The sequence below is a fragment of the Bradyrhizobium sp. USDA 3311 genome, from assembly GCF_054062495.1.
The window spans coordinates 8,937,807-8,954,580 of the sequence record NZ_JBSSFI010000001.1 but is presented as its reverse complement, the minus strand read 5'-3'; the positions used below and the strand labels follow the sequence as shown (position 1 = coordinate 8,954,580).

Annotated in this window: 11 protein-coding genes and 2 pseudogenes; 8 read left to right on the top strand and 5 right to left on the bottom strand. The window is 57.4% G+C overall.

Annotated features, from left to right (window positions below; genetic code table 11):
- Window positions 1-66: 66 nt before the first annotated feature.
- Window positions 67-1,326: a HipA domain-containing protein gene (locus ACVWW6_RS42540; protein ID WP_456682879.1), complete on the bottom strand. Its 1,260-nt coding sequence runs from the start codon at window positions 1,324-1,326 to the stop codon at window positions 67-69.
- Entirely contained in the window at window positions 1,323-1,550 is a 228-nt protein-coding gene (locus ACVWW6_RS42535) for a type II toxin-antitoxin system Y4mF family antitoxin (RefSeq protein ID WP_161536358.1), read from the bottom strand. Before ACVWW6_RS42535 ends, ACVWW6_RS42540 begins: the two co-directional genes overlap by 4 nt.
- 385 nt (window positions 1,551-1,935) lie before the next feature.
- On the opposite strand from ACVWW6_RS42535, the gene ACVWW6_RS42530 reads away from it, so the two are divergent.
- From ACVWW6_RS42530 to ACVWW6_RS42505, 6 genes and pseudogenes are all read left to right on the top strand, one after another.
- Complete coding sequence (locus tag ACVWW6_RS42530; protein WP_161536357.1) at window positions 1,936-3,015, top strand: nucleoid-associated protein; 1,080 nt, start codon at window positions 1,936-1,938, stop codon at window positions 3,013-3,015.
- Window positions 3,015-4,001 carry a GTP pyrophosphokinase gene (locus ACVWW6_RS42525; RefSeq protein WP_161536356.1) on the top strand — a complete coding sequence of 329 codons (987 nt, stop codon included), beginning with the start codon at window positions 3,015-3,017 and terminating at the stop codon, window positions 3,999-4,001. Before ACVWW6_RS42530 ends, ACVWW6_RS42525 begins: the two co-directional genes overlap by 1 nt.
- Window positions 4,002-4,648: 647 nt before the next feature.
- Window positions 4,649-5,529 (top strand): annotated as a pseudogene (locus tag ACVWW6_RS42520) (IS3 family transposase); the annotation flags it as partial.
- A gap of 46 nt (window positions 5,530-5,575) precedes the next feature.
- Window positions 5,576-6,946, top strand: a complete 1,371-nt coding sequence (locus ACVWW6_RS42515) for an IS30 family transposase (RefSeq protein WP_456682878.1) — start codon at window positions 5,576-5,578, stop codon at window positions 6,944-6,946.
- Between the two features lie 7 nt (window positions 6,947-6,953).
- On the top strand, window positions 6,954-7,706 hold the full coding sequence (locus tag ACVWW6_RS42510; RefSeq protein WP_456682877.1) for an IS5 family transposase: 753 nt from the start codon (window positions 6,954-6,956) through the stop codon (window positions 7,704-7,706).
- 113 nt (window positions 7,707-7,819) lie between these two features.
- Window positions 7,820-8,098, top strand: a pseudogene (locus tag ACVWW6_RS42505) (IS3 family transposase); the annotation flags it as partial.
- A 430-nt stretch (window positions 8,099-8,528) separates the two neighbouring features.
- Here the strand turns inward: ACVWW6_RS42505 and ACVWW6_RS42500 are convergent.
- From ACVWW6_RS42500 to ACVWW6_RS42490, 3 genes are read right to left on the bottom strand one after another with little or no spacing between them, the layout of a single operon-like run.
- Entirely contained in the window at window positions 8,529-10,199 is a 1,671-nt protein-coding gene (locus ACVWW6_RS42500; RefSeq protein WP_161536353.1) for an MBL fold metallo-hydrolase, read from the bottom strand.
- A 4-nt stretch (window positions 10,200-10,203) separates the two neighbouring features.
- Window positions 10,204-12,072, bottom strand: a complete 1,869-nt coding sequence (locus ACVWW6_RS42495; protein WP_456682876.1) for a hypothetical protein — start codon at window positions 12,070-12,072, stop codon at window positions 10,204-10,206.
- A gap of 2 nt (window positions 12,073-12,074) precedes the next feature.
- Window positions 12,075-13,229, bottom strand: a complete 1,155-nt coding sequence (locus ACVWW6_RS42490; protein ID WP_161536351.1) for a patatin-like phospholipase family protein — start codon at window positions 13,227-13,229, stop codon at window positions 12,075-12,077.
- A 305-nt stretch (window positions 13,230-13,534) separates the two neighbouring features.
- Between ACVWW6_RS42490 and ACVWW6_RS42485 the strand changes: the two genes are divergently transcribed.
- Window positions 13,535-14,605 (top strand): hypothetical protein, encoded by a 1,071-nt coding sequence (locus ACVWW6_RS42485; RefSeq protein WP_456682875.1) that lies wholly within the window; start codon window positions 13,535-13,537, stop codon window positions 14,603-14,605.
- A gap of 728 nt (window positions 14,606-15,333) precedes the next feature.
- Window positions 15,334-16,758, top strand: a complete 1,425-nt coding sequence (locus ACVWW6_RS42480) for a hypothetical protein (RefSeq protein ID WP_456682874.1) — start codon at window positions 15,334-15,336, stop codon at window positions 16,756-16,758.
- Window positions 16,759-16,774 lie beyond the last annotated feature (16 nt).

Sequence of the window (16,774 nt, the reverse complement as noted above, 5' to 3'; positions counted from 1 at the left end):
CCTGCGCAGAATCAACATCGTTATTGATGCGCTATTCCCAGTCAATGATCGTATAAATCCGCTTTCTCACGCCTTCTCCGTAATTCGAAGCAAATGAGAGGCGCGGGTCTCAATGACGGTCCGGATCGTCTTGAGAATCGCGTGGGTGACGCCTGCCTCTTCCAGCTCCGTCAGGAGGCCGTCGGCCGCGCTTCTGATCCGGTCTGCCGATTCCTTGATATCCTTGATGAGCAAACGCTGTGCCCCGCGTGTTGCGGGAACGAGTGTCAGCCAGTGCTGCAACTGGATCGTATCCGGAACCGAACGCCCGCCAATGGCCATGGCGAGCTTCTTTGCCAAGCGCTGGTAAGCCGCTGTGCAGACGACGTCATAGAGCGGGGCGAGGTCCGGCACCTCGCCTCGGTAAAGCAGAGCATAGTTCTTCCCATGCGCGTCGGCATTGCCGACCAGATAGTGAAAGATCAGCATGCGGATGAAGCTCAACCGGTCGGCTGCCGGGCGTGCTGTGGCGCGACCGATGAGGTCTAGTGAACGCTCGGTCCCAGGTCCTCCTTCCTCCTCGTACTTGAGCTCTGGAGGAACGCTCAACGCCTGGCAGAAATCCTCCTGATGCAGGCGCGAGATGGTGCCATCGTTGTCTCTCGAACGGTCGTAGCGCTCGACTAGAAGAAATGAAATGGCCCCCTGCCGTCGCATCTGGACGTCAGGCACAGGCAGCGTCAGGAGCGCAGCTAGGCGCAGACAGAAGAGTTCATTCTCGACGCTTCCCTCCAGCGCCTGAATGAAGGGCTTCAGAATGTGCGTGGTCGGCCGCCCGCCCTTGGCGAGTCCAATTCTCTCTCCCTCAAGACAAACGGCGAGCTTGTCCTGCACTCCGGCGAGCGACAGCCGCACGCCCTCCTCTCCGCCGAGGAGGGGGCGCTCGCGGAGTTTGCCCAGAATTTCTTCGAGCCGGGCAGGAGTGAGCACTTCGACACCGTCGTCATCGGAGGAGGGAGGTGCCTGACCGGCTGGATAGAGTGACAAGGCGCCTGCGCATTCCCCACCAATCACCTCAAGGAGACCGAAGGCATTTCCTGCCGAGATCCCCAGCGCACCAGCCAGACGTTGCCGGGCGCCCTCATCGGGCAAAAGGCCTGAAAAGAAGGGACGGACAATGCGATCCGGGTGGGGGGCCTCCTGTAGCGGCATGGAAAAGGAGATTGCCCGAGCTGCCCCACCGGCAAGGTAGCCGGTGTCATAGCTGTAGCTGAGCATCCCGGCATCATCCTGGTTGAGGATGCCGGCCTTAACGCTGCCGAAATAGACATCCAGCAGATGGTTCATCGGGGCGTCTCCCGACGGCTGTTGACTGAAACGGTGAGACCCAATGCGGCCGCGACCTGAAGCGCGCGACCGAGCTGACAGCTCTCTTTTCCGGCTTCCAATTCGCGCACGAAACGCACGCCGACCCCGGTCAGGCCCGCAAGCTGTTCCTGCGTTAGGCCTTGGTCCTTGCGTTCATCTCGGATCAGATTTCCGAGGGTTTTGCTGGTAGTTATCTTCGGCATAATCATCCCTATCGGGGCGATAATAGTAGGTTCCGGGCCGAATTACATGAAAAAGAACCGATCGGGACGTTTCTGCCGAAACTGATGGCCAATAAAATAACATAGTCCCGAACGGGACGTTCTTGGAGGCTCTTTTGGTGGGGTTCTGGACCCTTCCTGTCGTCACAAAGGCATAACGGAGGAAAAAGCTCGGAAATGAAGCAACTCCGCACAAAAAATAGTTTGAGTACCAGCAATATAGCTTCCCACGTGAACTATGCGGCACCAGGAATGATAGTGAGCACGAAAGTGCTTGACGCCAGTTCTTGATATGTTCTATTCATCTCGGCCGGACATTGACGGATCTTTCATCTTCTGGTTGCAGTCCTAACCAGGGGATGAGGTCATGATTTTTGAAAATTTGAACGTCAAACGAATTTCGATTCACGAGGTTTTCGAACGTGAGGCTGACCGCAGGCGCAAGCAGCCATCCTACGCCGAGGCTCTTGAGCAGCTTCACGTCGACGCCATTGCTGAATTCCGGCAGCGAGTGACCGCAGCGCTAGCTGCAGAACAGAAGAGCCTACAGATGCGGATCATTCGGCATGGACCAGGCTCCCACCTGTACGACGTGCAGGAGTTGGTCGCCGCCGCCGACACTGATTTTCTTTCCATTTCGAGACGAGTGCCCGATCGGCTCGCCGATGTGCAGCTCTCGCAGTCCATCCCCGGCGGGGTTGTTCTTGTTTTTGACGGCACAGTAGGCGCAGGAAACCGGAGGTACGTCGGCGTCATCAAGGCTGAGAAACACTCGGGATTCCGGCGGTATAGAAGCCGCGATGCGACATTCACTGAATTCCTGGATGATTTGTTCCTCACACCCACTCAGCGACTATACAAAATCGGCATGTTCGTTGAAACCTCGGCGGGACTCGCTCCTCCAAATGGCTGGGATGCATATGTGTTCGACACCAATATCTCGAAAAGTCATCGCGAGGCGGCTGCGCTCTACTTCTACGATGCGTTCCTTGGCTGCGGCCTCATGGAAGACGGAGCCTACGAAACCACTCGATTTTTTGATCTCACTAAGGACTTCGTTCGACGATCCGGTTTTTCGCGGGACCAGAAGCAGGATCTTGTGGATGCTCTGCATACGTTCGTGAAGACAGAGACGGCAAATACTTTCAGTAGCAATGAATACGCAACGCAGTATCTGCCCGCCGATGCACGTGATGCTTACCGAGCTTTCATGGAGGCAAACAGATTCCCGTCCCGCGCCATCGTCCGCGACATCACACAGATGGGACAACGATTGCGCAGGCGGCGATTTCGTTTCGGAGCAGAAATTGAGCTTTCCGTTTCTACCGATGCTCTAAATTCGCATGATGTCGTGATCGAGACAGGAGCCGCATCAGATTTCGGGGGAGAAGGCTCAGATACCTGGACCCGTGTGACAATCCGTCACTCAATGACAGACGAGCGATAGTGACAGAAGCAGAGTTTTTGGACCGCTGGCGCAAGGAGCTTCCAGCCTATACGGCTTGGGGCAAATTCGTCGCGCAAAGGCTTTGTGGAGCAATCGAAGCTACTGTTTCGCCGCTCTCACTTGAGGCGTTCCTGAAGATCCCAGTCAAAGCGCGCACCAAGCAGGACGACTCACTACTTCAAAAGGCCTTTTACCGCGAGAAAGGCTATCAGGACCCATATAGCGAAATCGAAGACAAGGTCGGACTTCGCTTCGTCGTCCTGTTGGCAAATGACGTGGACAAAGTGCAAGAGGCCATTTTGTCTATCGACGACTGGATAGCCGAGAAGGCGCGCGACTACCTGCAAGAGCAGAAAGCGCGGCCATATGAGTTTGATTATCAGTCGGTGCACTACATACTCAGATCGCGCTTGCCATTCCGATTTGAGGAGGTCGAGATTTGGGCTGACTTGCCCTGTGAGGTCCAGGTACGGACACTGTTACAACACGCCTATAGTGAGCTCACGCACGACACCATCTACAAGCCGAATGTCCAAGCTTCCCCGGCATTGAAGCGCGCCGCCGCCAAGAGCATGGCGCTCATTGAAGCGACAAGCGACTACTTCACCGCGGTCAATGACGAGATTGAGGAGGCGCTGGCTAAGTCGAAGGAAATATCCCGGCTTCTCGATACCTGCTACTCGGAATGGCTCGGTGTTGAGTCCAGTGAGGGGGCGCTGCAGTCGTTATTGGTCGATCACTACGCCAAACTGGTCAGCGAGAGCTTTGAAAGCGAGCTTAGGAAATGGTGGTCTGAGAAGAGTTTCTTGCGCGAGATCATTCTGCAGCGGCGCAAGGAGTTGGTCACCTATCGATTGTCGGCTATTCTTCTTGTGTATTTCTGTGTTTCGAATTTTCCAGCTATGTCGAAGCGGGATGCGCCCCTTCCGGATAAAGCGCTTGCTCACATCTATTCAGACTTAGGTCACTCTCTCGCTAGTTCATAGTGATCGCGTGGATCAGCGCGCACTCAGGACTGGAGTGCCGTTGCACCTCCGACGATTTCCTGTTGCCGGCCGGCGCAGACGCGTTCACGACAACAAGAGTTCGACCGAGCCGGTCAACAGCTGCCTCACTTTTTCATCGTGCTTTCTCAGCACTGCAAAGATCGCTGTGATCTTTCAAGGGCATCACTGTCCTGGCTCAAGATCGACCTTGAGTGGAAATTGCCACCGGCGCTTTTCGCCACAACGTCTTCAGTCCTAAAACTCACTGCACCAGATCGTCTCTGCGTCGCTATCGCTACCCGCATCGCTGAACACAGACAAAGCTAAGCAGGAACGCGGAGGTTCAGAATCATGTTGTAATATTTGCTGCCTATAGAGGATACTTGTGTTGCGCTCTTGGGGCGTAGATTCTCCTTTTGCTCGGCCGCCGGGCGCAGGATGAGACCGACAACGCCCGACAGGCTGCAACGCAAACCGACTTAAGAGTGGCGAGGCTCGCGAATGGGCGGAAGCGGAAAATTCTACATTAAGAATGGCTACATCTATGGACCGACAAACGGCGGTCAGTTCCCGCAACAACTACATTTGAGCTGCTGCCGGTTTGATGGACACCGAGATTGGGTGTTTTATCAAGCCGGAGGTTGGTCATGCAGAGACGGAAGTTCAGCCGAGAGTTCAAGATCGAAGCGGTCAAGCTTGTCAGGGAGCGCGGGGTGTCCGTGGCGCAAGCCGGCCGCGACCTGGGGGTTCATGAGAACGTACTGCGCAAATGGGTGAAGGAGTTCGGCTCTGACCCGGTGCAGGCCTTTCCCGGCCATGGGCAGATGAAGCCCGAGCAGCAAGAGATCGAGCGGCTGCGCCGCGAGGTCGCCAAGCTGAAGGCCGAGCGGGATATCCTAAAAAAGGCCGCAGCCTACTTCGCGAAGGAAGCGACATGAAGTTCGCCTTCGTCGCGAAGCACCGGACGATCTGGCCGGTGGCATGGCTATGCGATGCGCTGGGAGTGTCGCGGTCGGGCTTCCATGCCTGGCTGAACCGCTCTCCCAGCGCCAGATCCCGCAGCGACGAGGAGCTCGGCGGCAAGGTCAAGGCCAGCTTCGTCGCCAGCGACCGCACTTATGGCGCACGCCGGGTGTGGCGTGACCTGCTCGCCGACGGGGCGGATTGCGGCCTGCACCGGATTGAGCGGCTGATGCGCCTGCAAGGCTTGCGGGCGCGGCCGCGACGCCGGCGCTTGCCGAAGGATGACGGCGATCGACAGCTCGAGACCGTACCGGCGAACCTCCTTGACCGGCAGTTCGCCGCCGAGCGTCCCAACCAGAAATGGATCGCCGACTTCACCTATCTCTGGACGGCCGAAGGCTGGCTCTATGTCGCAGCGGTGATCGACCTGTTCTCACGTCGCGTGGTGGGCTGGTCGATGAGTGCGGCCATGACGGCACAACTCGTGACGGACGCATTGTTGATGGCCGTCTGGCGACGCGGCAAGCCGGATGCGCTGTTGCATCACTCCGACCAGGGCAGTCAGGGCGGATTCAAGCGGTCGTCGCAACACTCCGAGGTTGGAGGTTGCGGTGAACATTCGAAAGCGGCGATCGGCACGATCAGGACGAGCGCCATTGCCATCGCCAGGGCGGCCGTCTGCTGCAGGGCGCGACGAACAGAATAAATTCTGGCGGGCGATCGCCAGCGGGCTGAGCAGCGAAGAGGCTGCGCTCGAAGCAGGAGTGTCGCAACCTGTCGGTACCAGATGGTTCCGAAAGGCGGGGGGCATGCCACCAGCGATGTTCAGATCTTCGGCCAAGCCGCTCTCTGGGCGGTACCTCTCATTGGTAGAGCGCGAGGAGATCGCACTCCTCAAGGTGCAGGGTCATTCCATACAGGAGATTGGGCGCCGCCTCGCGCGGGCTGCCTCGACAATCTCCCGTGAACTGCGGCGCAATGCGGCCACCCGCAGCGGCGGGTTGGAATACCGGGCGACGACTGCCCAGTGGCATGCAGATCGATCGGCCTGTCGTCCGAAGCTGACCAAGCTTGCGCTCAACACCACCTTGCGCACTTATGTGGAAGAGCGACTTGCCGGTGTCGTCGTGGCTCCGAGCGGCACTCCCGTTCCTGGTCCCGCCGTTCCGTGGAAGGGCCGCCGGCATGGGCCGCGCAAGGATCGGCGATGGGCCAAAGCCTGGAGCCCTGAGCAGATTGCCCGACGCTTGCCGATCGACTTCCCGGACGACAAGACGATGCGCATCAGCCACGAAGCTATCTATCAAGCCCTCTTCGTTCAGGGCCGTGGGGCGCTACGCCGCGAGCTGACGGCCTGCTTGCGAACAGGGCGTGTGTTACGGACGCCAAGAGCGCGCGTACGCAGGCGAGGCAAGGGCTTTGTCTCGCCAGAGATCATGATCAGTGAGCGCCCCGCTGAAGCGGCCGATCGAGCCGTGCCGGGACATTGGGAGGGAGATCTTATCCTCGGTCTTGGCAGCTCGGCAATCGGCACGCTGGTCGAGCGCACGACGCGCTTCACGATGCTCTTGCACCTTCCACGGTTGGCGGGGCATGGCGAAGCTCCGCGCGCGAAGAACGGGCCCGCCCTCGCGGGACATGGGGCCGAAGCCGTGCGCGACGCGATCACGCGCACCATCATCACTTTGCCCGAAGAGCTGCGCCGCTCGCTAACCTGGGATCAGGGAGCCGAAATGGCACAGCACGATCGTCTCAAGATCGATGCGGGTATCCAGGTCTACTTCTGCGACCCGCAAAGCCCTTGGCAGCGCGGCACTAACGAGAACACCAACGGATTGCTGCGGCAGTACTTCCCGAGAGGCACAGACCTGAGCATCCACAGCGCCGACGAGATATCCGCTGTGGCAGCGGCCCTCAATGCCCGACCGAGAAAGACACTAGAACCTATCTCAAAATTGAAGATCAGCGTCGATCGGCTATAAAGGAAAGATGATTCGGCTGACGGACGAGCAATGGGAGCGCATCCGGAAACACTTTCCGGAAGAGCACCTTGCCGACGGCCGGCCGGGCCGGAAGCCGATTGCGACGCGTCAAGTTCTCGAAGCCGCTCTTTGGATTTTGAACACGGGCGCGCAGTGGCACATGCTGCCGCAGTGCTATCCGAACTATAAGACCGTACATCGTCGCTTTCAGAACTGGTGTCGCAATGAAGTGTTGCGACGCGTTCTGACCGATATCGCCAACGAACTTCGCGAGAAAGGCTTGCTCGACGAAGAGGAGTGTTTCATCGACGCGACCTTTGCGATGGCCAAAGGCGGCGGTGCAGAGATCGGCCCAACGAGGCGCGGAAAGGGCTTAAAAATCATGGCGATTGTGGATCGCCACGGTTTGCCGCTTTCAGTGAGCACGCATGCCGCGAACCATCACGAAGTGCGCTTGGTACAGCTCTGCTTCGACTTCTACATGATCGAGGCCAAGCCAGAGAACCTGATCGGCGACCGCGCCTATGACAGCGATGCGCTCGACGATGAACTGCGGTCACAAGGCATCGAGATGATCGCGCCACATCGTTCAAACCGAGTGAGGTCGCTCACCCAGGACGGCCGCAGGCTCCGTCGTTATACTCGGCGTTGGCTAGTCGAACGCTTCTTCGCCTGGATACAGTGGCGGCGGCGCCTGCTGGTCCGCTGGGAGTTCTATCCGCAAAACTTCCTCGGCTTCATCCAGCTCGCTTGCCTGTGATCCTGTTTCGACAATTTTGAGATAGGTTCTAGGCTGGAAAACCCCGGCGGAGGCGCTTGACGAATTGCTGTCATGAGTGAAAACAACTGGTGTTGCGACGACCGTTTGAATCCGCCCAGTACACCAACGAGCAGTTCCAGCGCCTGATGGCCGACCACGGCATCGTTTGCAGCATGAGCCGCTCCGGCAACGTCTGGGACAACGCGGCGATGGAGAGCTTCTTCTCCTCGCTCAAGACCGAGCGTACGGCCAACAAGATTTATCGAACCAGAGACGAGGCACGCGCCGATGTGTTCGACTACATCGAACGATTTTACAACACGACCCGCAGGCACTCGACCATCGGCTATCTCAGCCCGGTTGAGTTCGAGCGCAAGGTGGGATTAGCTTAACCGGGTGTCCATCAAACCGGCAGCAGCTCAATTTACGGGCCGCGCAACAGTGGCCAGTACTACATCAACAATAGCTATATCTACGGTCCGCGATCTTCCGGGCGCTGGTATATCTCCAACGACTATTTTTATGGCCCATCGGAAGAAGATTACCCTCCATTCATGACCTGAGCGTCGGTCAGCATGCTGCCACGCACAAGATGAGCGAAGATTTGCAGCCCCCGCGATCTATTAGGAAATCGTTGCCTGTCGAAGTCGAAGGATTCCCTATTGAGCGCACAACATCTATCTTAGGTCGCGCCGTTAGACCAGTCATTCGCCGAGCCGTTCGGACGATGACGCTCTCGATCCAATAAACCAAACCCCAGCCTGGGTTTGTGAACCCGCATACCTGAAACGTCAAGTGCGCGCTGCGTTCTTTCGCTGGTGCTCATGCGAGCGGTATTGAATACTCTACGTACAGCGGTGCTGCGTCTGAATGTGCTGACTTGGGACCTGCGCTGACGCGCGCGAAGAAGGATTCCCAGTCATCGCGACTGAGCTCGCCTGGTTTGTCCTGACGGTGATCCCGGTCGGCATGCAAATCATCCAAAGACTTGTCTGCACGCAATACTCTCCCCTTCGTTCTTTCCAAAAGACGTGCCAGTAGCGAGGGAAATGGCATGTTCCAGTGCTTCGTTTTGCGAGCGAATTCCTCTCTCACCGGAATCATGGCGACAAGATCTGGATGGGTCATGAGTTCAAGTCCGTTGGCCCGCAGTGTCGCATTATGGCTGGCATGATGGCCGACCTTATAGAGCACCGTTGCGGCTAGAAGTTTTTGTATGTCAATAGCGGCTGGGTCTTCTCGCTTGGCGCCGCTCGGCCAAACGTATTGCTGCCAAGACTCCCAGTTTCCGACCTGTGCATCTCCCGGGAAGAGCAACACGCGAGGATCAGTTTTGCTTCCAAACGCGAAAGCAAGAACCAAGCTCGTGTTGTTGGTATCCGAATCGAGCTTCAGAGCCAGCTGTTCCGCGGCGCCGAGCCAATCGCGGTCGATACGCCGCCATTCTTCGCGTTCGGAAAAATAAGGCTGGTTCTGTTCCCGTTCGACTTCCGAAAGCCGGCGGAAATGCTGGTTGTCGAAGGGCATCGAAAGTTCGATGGCTCTGGCTTCGTCAGCATCAAGCGCAATGGCTTCTTTCTCCAGCTGAACCGCCGCGGCCAAATAGACGCCGAGTCCAGCGCTCTCGTCGGTCAGGTAGACCTCTCCCTTTCGCGGGTTGCTGCGGAGGAGAAACTTGGTATCCTTCGGAGGACCGAGAATGTATGCTTCGACGGGAATTCCAGCGCGCAGGGGAATCGGATCCGCGCCTGGCGTGAAATATCTGACCTTTTTGGCAAGCCCCTTGAGCATCGTCAGAATGGCTCCGGTATCCATCCTCGATGCAGCCGCACCTGGCGATTGACCCGTGAACGCAAGCAGCTCTCTCACTTCATCGCGTTGTCCTGCGCGTCTTTGCGCTGTTGCTGCCTCTTCGTCATCCTCGTCCGGAGCGGCTGCGGCCGGCCCGAAGTGCTTGTCAAGCGTCAGCAGGAGCTGAAGTGCCTTTTGCCGTCGCGCACGAATCCGTGCCGCATCCGCATCCTTGTCGTTCTCTGTCCAGGCAAGCCAGAGCTCGTCGATCTCGAACTTTCGGAAAATAGTCTCCGCCTGACAAAATCCGGACAGATGGTCCCAATGTTCATGGGTGACCACCAAGACATCGAGATGAGAACCCGTCGTTCTTGCTAAGTCAGCGGCGATCTCGTTCATAATGTCCGCCGCTGACGGCATTCCCTGGAGCGCTCCGCAATCGATCAAGATCTTCACGTCGCGTTCGGGGCCGACGGGAACCCTGATCAGAAAGCAGTCGCCGAGGATGTTGTTGTACATGCGAACGGAGATGTGGCCGGGCTTGGCTCGTGCAGGTGTTGCGTCTGACACTGCATCCGCCGCGCTATCCAGTCCCGCTTCAGGAGATGGAGCAGAGGGGGCACCTCTCTTGCGCGCCTGCTTCTTATATGCTGTCTTTTTCGCAGTCTTTCGCTTTGCTGCCGTTTTTCGTGCGCTCAACATGGCGTTATCCGTTCCGATGCAGAAAGGCGAACGGCTCTTCGCGGGAATCGAGACCGAAATATGTAGCTCCGAGCGACTCCGTCTCACGCTCAAACAGAAAACGCCTCTGCGCTTCGAGTCGCGATGCGCTTAAGATGTCCTTGCTTACGATGTACCGAACTTTCCCGGAATGAAGGTCGATAATCAGCGTGCAGCCGCCGCGGAAGGTGAAGTCCGCCCCGCGCGACCGGTGACCTGATGCGTCGGCGTTCGTTTGGTCCTTGGCGTCGCTGAAGCCTCTGCGCTCCTGGACGATCTCCACCACGAGCTGTGGAAGTTCCTCGCCGTCGGGACCGATACGACGCGTGGTTCGGACCGACTGAACATCAAAAGCCGGGGCTCCGCCATCCCTGATCGACCGCCTGATCGTCTTCGGCGCGTCGTCATCAAGCGCCAATCCCATCTTGCGGAGAGTTTCTGCCGGTAATCTGTTTCGATCCTTCAGCCGTCCATAGAAGACCCCCGCGTTATCGACGGCTTGCTTCCAAAGATCCTCGCGGCTTTCCTTGTGGCTCGTGTCGATTCCGTCGAGCCATCCGAGAGCCACGTCCTCGTCCGGCTCCCCCCACAACAGGCTGTCGACTGCCAAGGATCGGCAATCCCGCGGGTAGATACCTCTTCTTCTGAACGATTCCACAAAGGCAATGCGGTATCCACGATCATCATCAGCGACGAGATCGCTGTCGGCGGTGACAACCGCTCTCAGAAAGTCGCCGAACGTGATGTCGACGGGAGGAAGATAATCGAGCGCACGGATGCACATCCGCAGGACATGGCCTGCCGTCTTGTTCGCCTCCGCAGTCAACCGGTTTAGCAGATCGGGATGAAGATCTCGGTCGGGAAAGCGCTCGCCTTCGCCAGTAACCATTCGGATAAGGTCCGCCACGCGGGTTCTATAAATGGTTACGAATGCGTCGAAGACCGCCGCGACAAGGATGGCGCCGCGCTCGTGTGGCTCCGTCACATGCGCAATCGCACGTGCGTCCGGAAGACCGGTCACCGGGTCGATCTTGTCGATCCCATCGCGCAGAGCTCCGTAGTTGCCGATCGCCTGGCCGAACTGCAGAGCAAGATTGCTGAGTAGCGATCGCTGGGAGAGATCGCCGCGTAGCCGTCCAATTTGGTTCTTGACCGCCTCGGGCATAGTAAAGTGCTGCAAGAGCGCAACGATGTCGGCGAATGCTTCGTGGAATGCCAGCGAGTCGGGATTGCTCGGCTCAAGATACATTCTGTGCATGCCGTCCAGAATCGCATGACTCATCTCGTGCGCGATGATGTCGTGCGACAGACAAGAAAAGATCATTCCGCCCGGCAAATTATTGCCAACGTCCTCACCACTGGCCCGAAAGTAGCCAAACAAGAGAGCTCGCTTTTGCGGACTGTAGTATGCGTTGGCCTCACGCAGCGCGTGTGGATGGATGCGGAGTTTGCCAATGTAAGTCCTGCGTTTATACGCAGTCAGATCGTCCCTTCGCGCCCATCTCCACGCCCAAAGAACACGTCGCCCGAGCGCGCGCTCAAAATTGCGGATCGTCGTCATGCCGATCGCATAAACCATCTGTTGATGGAATTGCGGGTTGCCCTCCGATGGAGCGTGCCCGTCTTGCGCCAGCAGCTGCGGTGAGTTCAGGTCAACCGGTTCGTAAAACGCCCCACTCGCGGGGTCTACGTCAATCACCTCAAGGTATTCGCCCGTTGGACCAGCCTCAAGTTGTTCCCAGGGTACTTTGATCACTGCCGCGTTCATGGTCGCGGTCCGCAGATCGGTCGAGGCGGAAGGGTCGAACGCATAGACGCGCAATCGTCGGAACGCGGGAGAGCTGGGCTCGCGCACGATCAATATCCACCAGCAAAAGGAAATTGCGTCGGAGGGGTTATGGTGACGCCAAGCTTCGTCTGCAGTGCCGGATCAATATGTGCACGCAGGGCCGCATCGCAGATGGCATAGCCCCAGTTCATGAGCCGATCCTGTAAATTCCTGGGCATCGCCTCCAGTCTGGTCGGCACCTCAGCGAGGGGGATCGGATTGCGGGTCGTACATCCAAGCGGATCCTGGCCAAGCCTGTAGTCGGCGAAGGTCGTCCGAATACCCCAGTACGTTCCCGTGTGGTCTTTACGTTGGAAGGAATCGATCAGGTGTCGCTTGCGCAAACTCCTGACCTGGTTGTCCACTGTATCAAGCACGCGCAAGGAGTGGCGGGCCCAATCCCGATGCGGATCAGGCTCAGGAGCGATTTTCTGTCCTGCGTCGCTGACCAGCAACGTCGTGTACCTCTTCGAAATCGTCTCCAGGCCGAGATTGTCGTACACTCCGCCATCGCTCAAGATCGCCGTCTTTGTGTAGGGCTCGCGGTGAAGGTCAGCCCCTGGGGTGTTCACGACGTCCTGTGAGATATCGAGTTCGCACGGGGACAGGATCGGGGGAAAGGCCGAGGACGCAGCCACGGCCTTCGCAAGCGGAACATCCGGGCGCTCGACCAATCCTACCCTGTAGTCGCCCATGTAGTTGCGCGAAAAGCGCCAGAGTGCCGCCGTCTGAATATTGGTCGCGTTTATGACGAAGCGCGGATTGCCCGGTTGGCTATCGTCGGGAAGATCTGCAAGTTTCGCCCCCTTCAAGGCGACATCGTCGTAAGCTTTTGCGACGCGGTCGCTGATGGAGCCGGGCAGCAGGATGCCACCTATGATCGCACCAGCGTCGATAGTGGTATCAGCCATGGATCTTACTTGGTTGATGATGATGTCGAAGTTGGTTGCAACATCGTTCTGGAAAGTAAGCTTCTTCCAGTTAGAACCGAGTATCCCAGCGGTAATTGAGCCGCCGGACACGCTGGAGATCCGTTTGATTTTGCGCAGCAGCGACAGCTCATTCAGTCGGATCAGTGCCCCGACATGGAATACCATGGCACGGTAGCCACCCCCAGAGAGCGCGAGGCCAATTCCCTCTTCAGGCTGGGAGGGGGCTCTGTCGATGAACTCGTCCACGGACATCAGAAACGCTCCAATAGCTTCATGCTGAGAGGTTGGTCTTAGAGGAGCATCCATCAATTGGCATGCCGCTCCGCAATATGCTTACGAACATACAAAGTAGGTTTTATGAAAGGGCGGAAATAACGATACACGCTTCGGTAGAATTGGCAAGCGACCGACCCATTGGGTGATGGACCCTCCGCTCATCCTGCGAAGCGTGCCACGCTCTCTCCGATCACAAGCATGCCCTGGGTTTCCACTGACTGCCCGTTGACTCCCGGTTGCGATGGACGCAGCGTAACTATTTTGGGTTATAGGAGGGGGCTGTGCGCTTTCAATTGAAATGTCGGGTGCGATCAGCACGTCGTGCTGTTGCTTTGATGATGTTGTTGGCTTGCGCTACGGGCTGCACACGAGGCGAGCTTGAACATAAGGCTGACGCCTACAATCAAGCCATTGCCGAATCGAACAATCGTCAAATCCTGCTGAATGCGGTCCGAGCGAGTCAACGTGCGCCGATGTCCTTCGTCGGCTTCGGAGACGTCGCTGCGACTCCGACTTTTTCGGGGGCTGCTGGGGGGACGTTCAATTTCGATCCGTTGGGCCTCACGACGTACAATATCAATCCTACGCTCAACGTGAATGGCGGATTCACATCATTCACGATGAACAATCTGAACTATGCGGCTTTCGCCCAGGAGCTGCAGCGTCCGCTGCCGCCCAGCATTGTCGAGTATTTCGATCAGCTGAAGTTTCCTAAGGAATTGGTGAAGCTGATCTTTGTACAAGAGTACACGCTTCCGGTGCAAAAAAGGCAACGGATCGCAGCCGAAGCGGCGGCGAAGTGCAGAGCGAGAGCCAATCAACGTGATGCTGATATCTGCGACGCAATGGAACGGGATCGTGACCGCTTTGACAACGCCGGCTGCCGAGACTTTCCGGAAACCCATGCGACCATGACACTGCTAAATGCGGGCCGTGATCTATGTGCGATGGTCACCTTCCAGACGTTTGTAAGACAATTGCGGCTTCTCGAGATTGAACTGCCATTCAAGCCGCGTACCACCCAAGCGATTCTGTATTATCTCGGCGACCTGATCGCGGCCCAGAATTACTCGACGCATCCGTTTGTACCCGAGGTACTGGTCGAAAAGGACAACCGAAGACTGACGGTTCCCCTTTTCGAGGTCAGGCGGGCCGTTCCAGCCCCCGCCGGAGCGGCCGCTGCCGTCTCGTACAGTGGCGAGAATTTCTTCATCCCGACACCTGCCTTTGGCAGCACCGAAGAAGCACGTTCACTGCAGGTGTTGGATTTGGTGTCACAGGTGATAACCGCCGCCACCTCCAAGGATGCGCTACCAAAAACCTCGACCGTCACTTTGGTGCAAGCTCGATGAATTCGGCAAGCCAGTTCTCAGGCGGTGCTGTCTGACGGACGGCCGTGAGCGGCCTGAAGTCTATGCGTTGATCGCGCTGGAAAAATGCAATTTCGCTCCAGAAGAAGCAGAAATGATGCGTCAGACTTGGGTAATGATTTGCAGTTGACCGATAGACAACTCGCTCTCTGACGGCGCGTCACAAGCGGGTTCATTGGCAATTTCCGTCATGCCGGTCTCCAAAGCCGGAGATTATTTTCTCGTCCTCGACCAGAAAAGTTTGCCCGGTACATCGTCCATTTGAGTCCGTGGGTCGTGCTCGGCCAAAAAGCAATGGATCAGCCTCGTTACGGCTCGGGTTCAGGTTGAGTTACCAACGGGTATTGATGGGGTTCTTCGCGACCTTGGCGATGGGAGGTTTAAGTGGCTGAGACACCGTCGCCTGAAAGCCTTGGAGGGTAGTTATCCGCTGGTAATCTTGGCGGGTTTATTTTCGGGAAATCTGGGAGTACGTAGCCCCTCCGCTGCCGTCCATAAGGAGATCCACGTCAGGACGACTGGATACGAACACGCGGTAACGGAGAGGCCTCCTTCCATTCACCCAGGCGGTATGGTAGTATACATTTGATATTGCAAGCATCACGTGTTGTTACGCGGGGCGACGGGAAACGGGTAGGCGTCAAAAACCCGGGCTCTCCAAGACGTCGCTCGTGGAGCTCATAGTTCTATCAAGAAATTTGGGTGTACCAATGAATTGGAAGCCCGCCAAAAAGCGGATCACCGGTTTGCAAACCATCCGAGTTGCTCATCCTCTTACGCATGAAGGAGGCACTTTGTCGTATGCAAGTCCGCTTCTCTTCAGCTGGAAGGATTTGGTCCTATCGCTCGTTCGCACAACGACGCTCCAGTCTGCGGTCCCAAATCTATCTCAAGAGGAGAGGATATGGCTCGCTCACTCGAACGCGGCTTGTCATGCTGAGCGGATAAATCTTTTCGTCAGTCCTCGGAATGCCGAGTTTTCGGTCACGACAAAGGTCGATATCCTTCCGGATGAAGATCTGACCTCTTTAGCTGCGAAAATGGGAGTGGCTGTCGCAGATCTCGTGATGGAGCGCCTCGGCTTTCATTGGCGAGCAAATGTACTGGAGATCGAGCTTAGTCCATCCGTAGGCGATCCTGACTCGAAAAAGAGAAGGCCGGATTTTGTTTACGATCCTGCCGGCAAGTATGGCTTCCAACCAAAAAGCGTTGTGGTCGCCGAAGCTAAGGGAAGCCTCTCGAGAGTCCGGGCAAAACGCGCCGCGATACGGACGCTTTCGCGCAAGGCGTTTGCGGAACAAGTGCAGCATGTCATTGGCCAGCCAGCCCGTGATGTCATCGTGGCCGGCGGATATGGAATTGCGTTCGGCGCTATTCCGGGCGACCACGCCCCGGGCGCCGTAGGTGAACAGGTGTCGACACTGGCGGTTGCGAGCCCTGAATCGATCGCTGTGGTGGCGGCGAAGGCTAAAACGAAAGTAAACTCACTGTCAGCCGCCGCAACTTACGGGCCGCGCCAGGTTCAGAAAATTCAAGTGCAACAGGTACCGCAACGGCAACAACAGCAGGAGGAGTTGCGGCGACAGCTCGAGCAAAGGAGACACGGGCCACGGGGGCCCGGCGGTCCCGGCGGGCCCACCGATGGTGGCCCTCGTCGGGAGCGTGAACAGAGAACGGCAAGCGGCCGCATAGCTTATGCAAACTATGAATCAGCCTTTCTCCTCTGCGGCGCCGACATCGCTGCAGGCTTCCTGCGCAATATTCTTGACGGACGAGGAGTTGCGGACATAGGTCCGGATCGCTCTATTCAAGAGTTCTGGGTTGTAAACCACTCTAGCGGTCCCTTCTGGACGAGTTCGTCGCGGGGAGTCCCATGGTGGCCTTGGTGGGGGCGCGAGCCGTTGTTGTTCGGAATCCATGAAACGTCGGCCAAGGAGATTCTGCGCTCCGTTGCTAACAACCTTGAGCGCGTTCCAGACACGGTCAACCTAACGGTAGCGCCGATCGAAGTAGGTTCGGAGCCAGATGCTGATCTCGATATCGCCATTCAGGGCGACGGCTTAGCTCTGTTCTCCGATCCGCGGCTGCGGCCCGAGCGTCGATACTGGGACCTGCGAAAGGGCGAGTTGTTGTGACCTAGTTGCCCCCGGC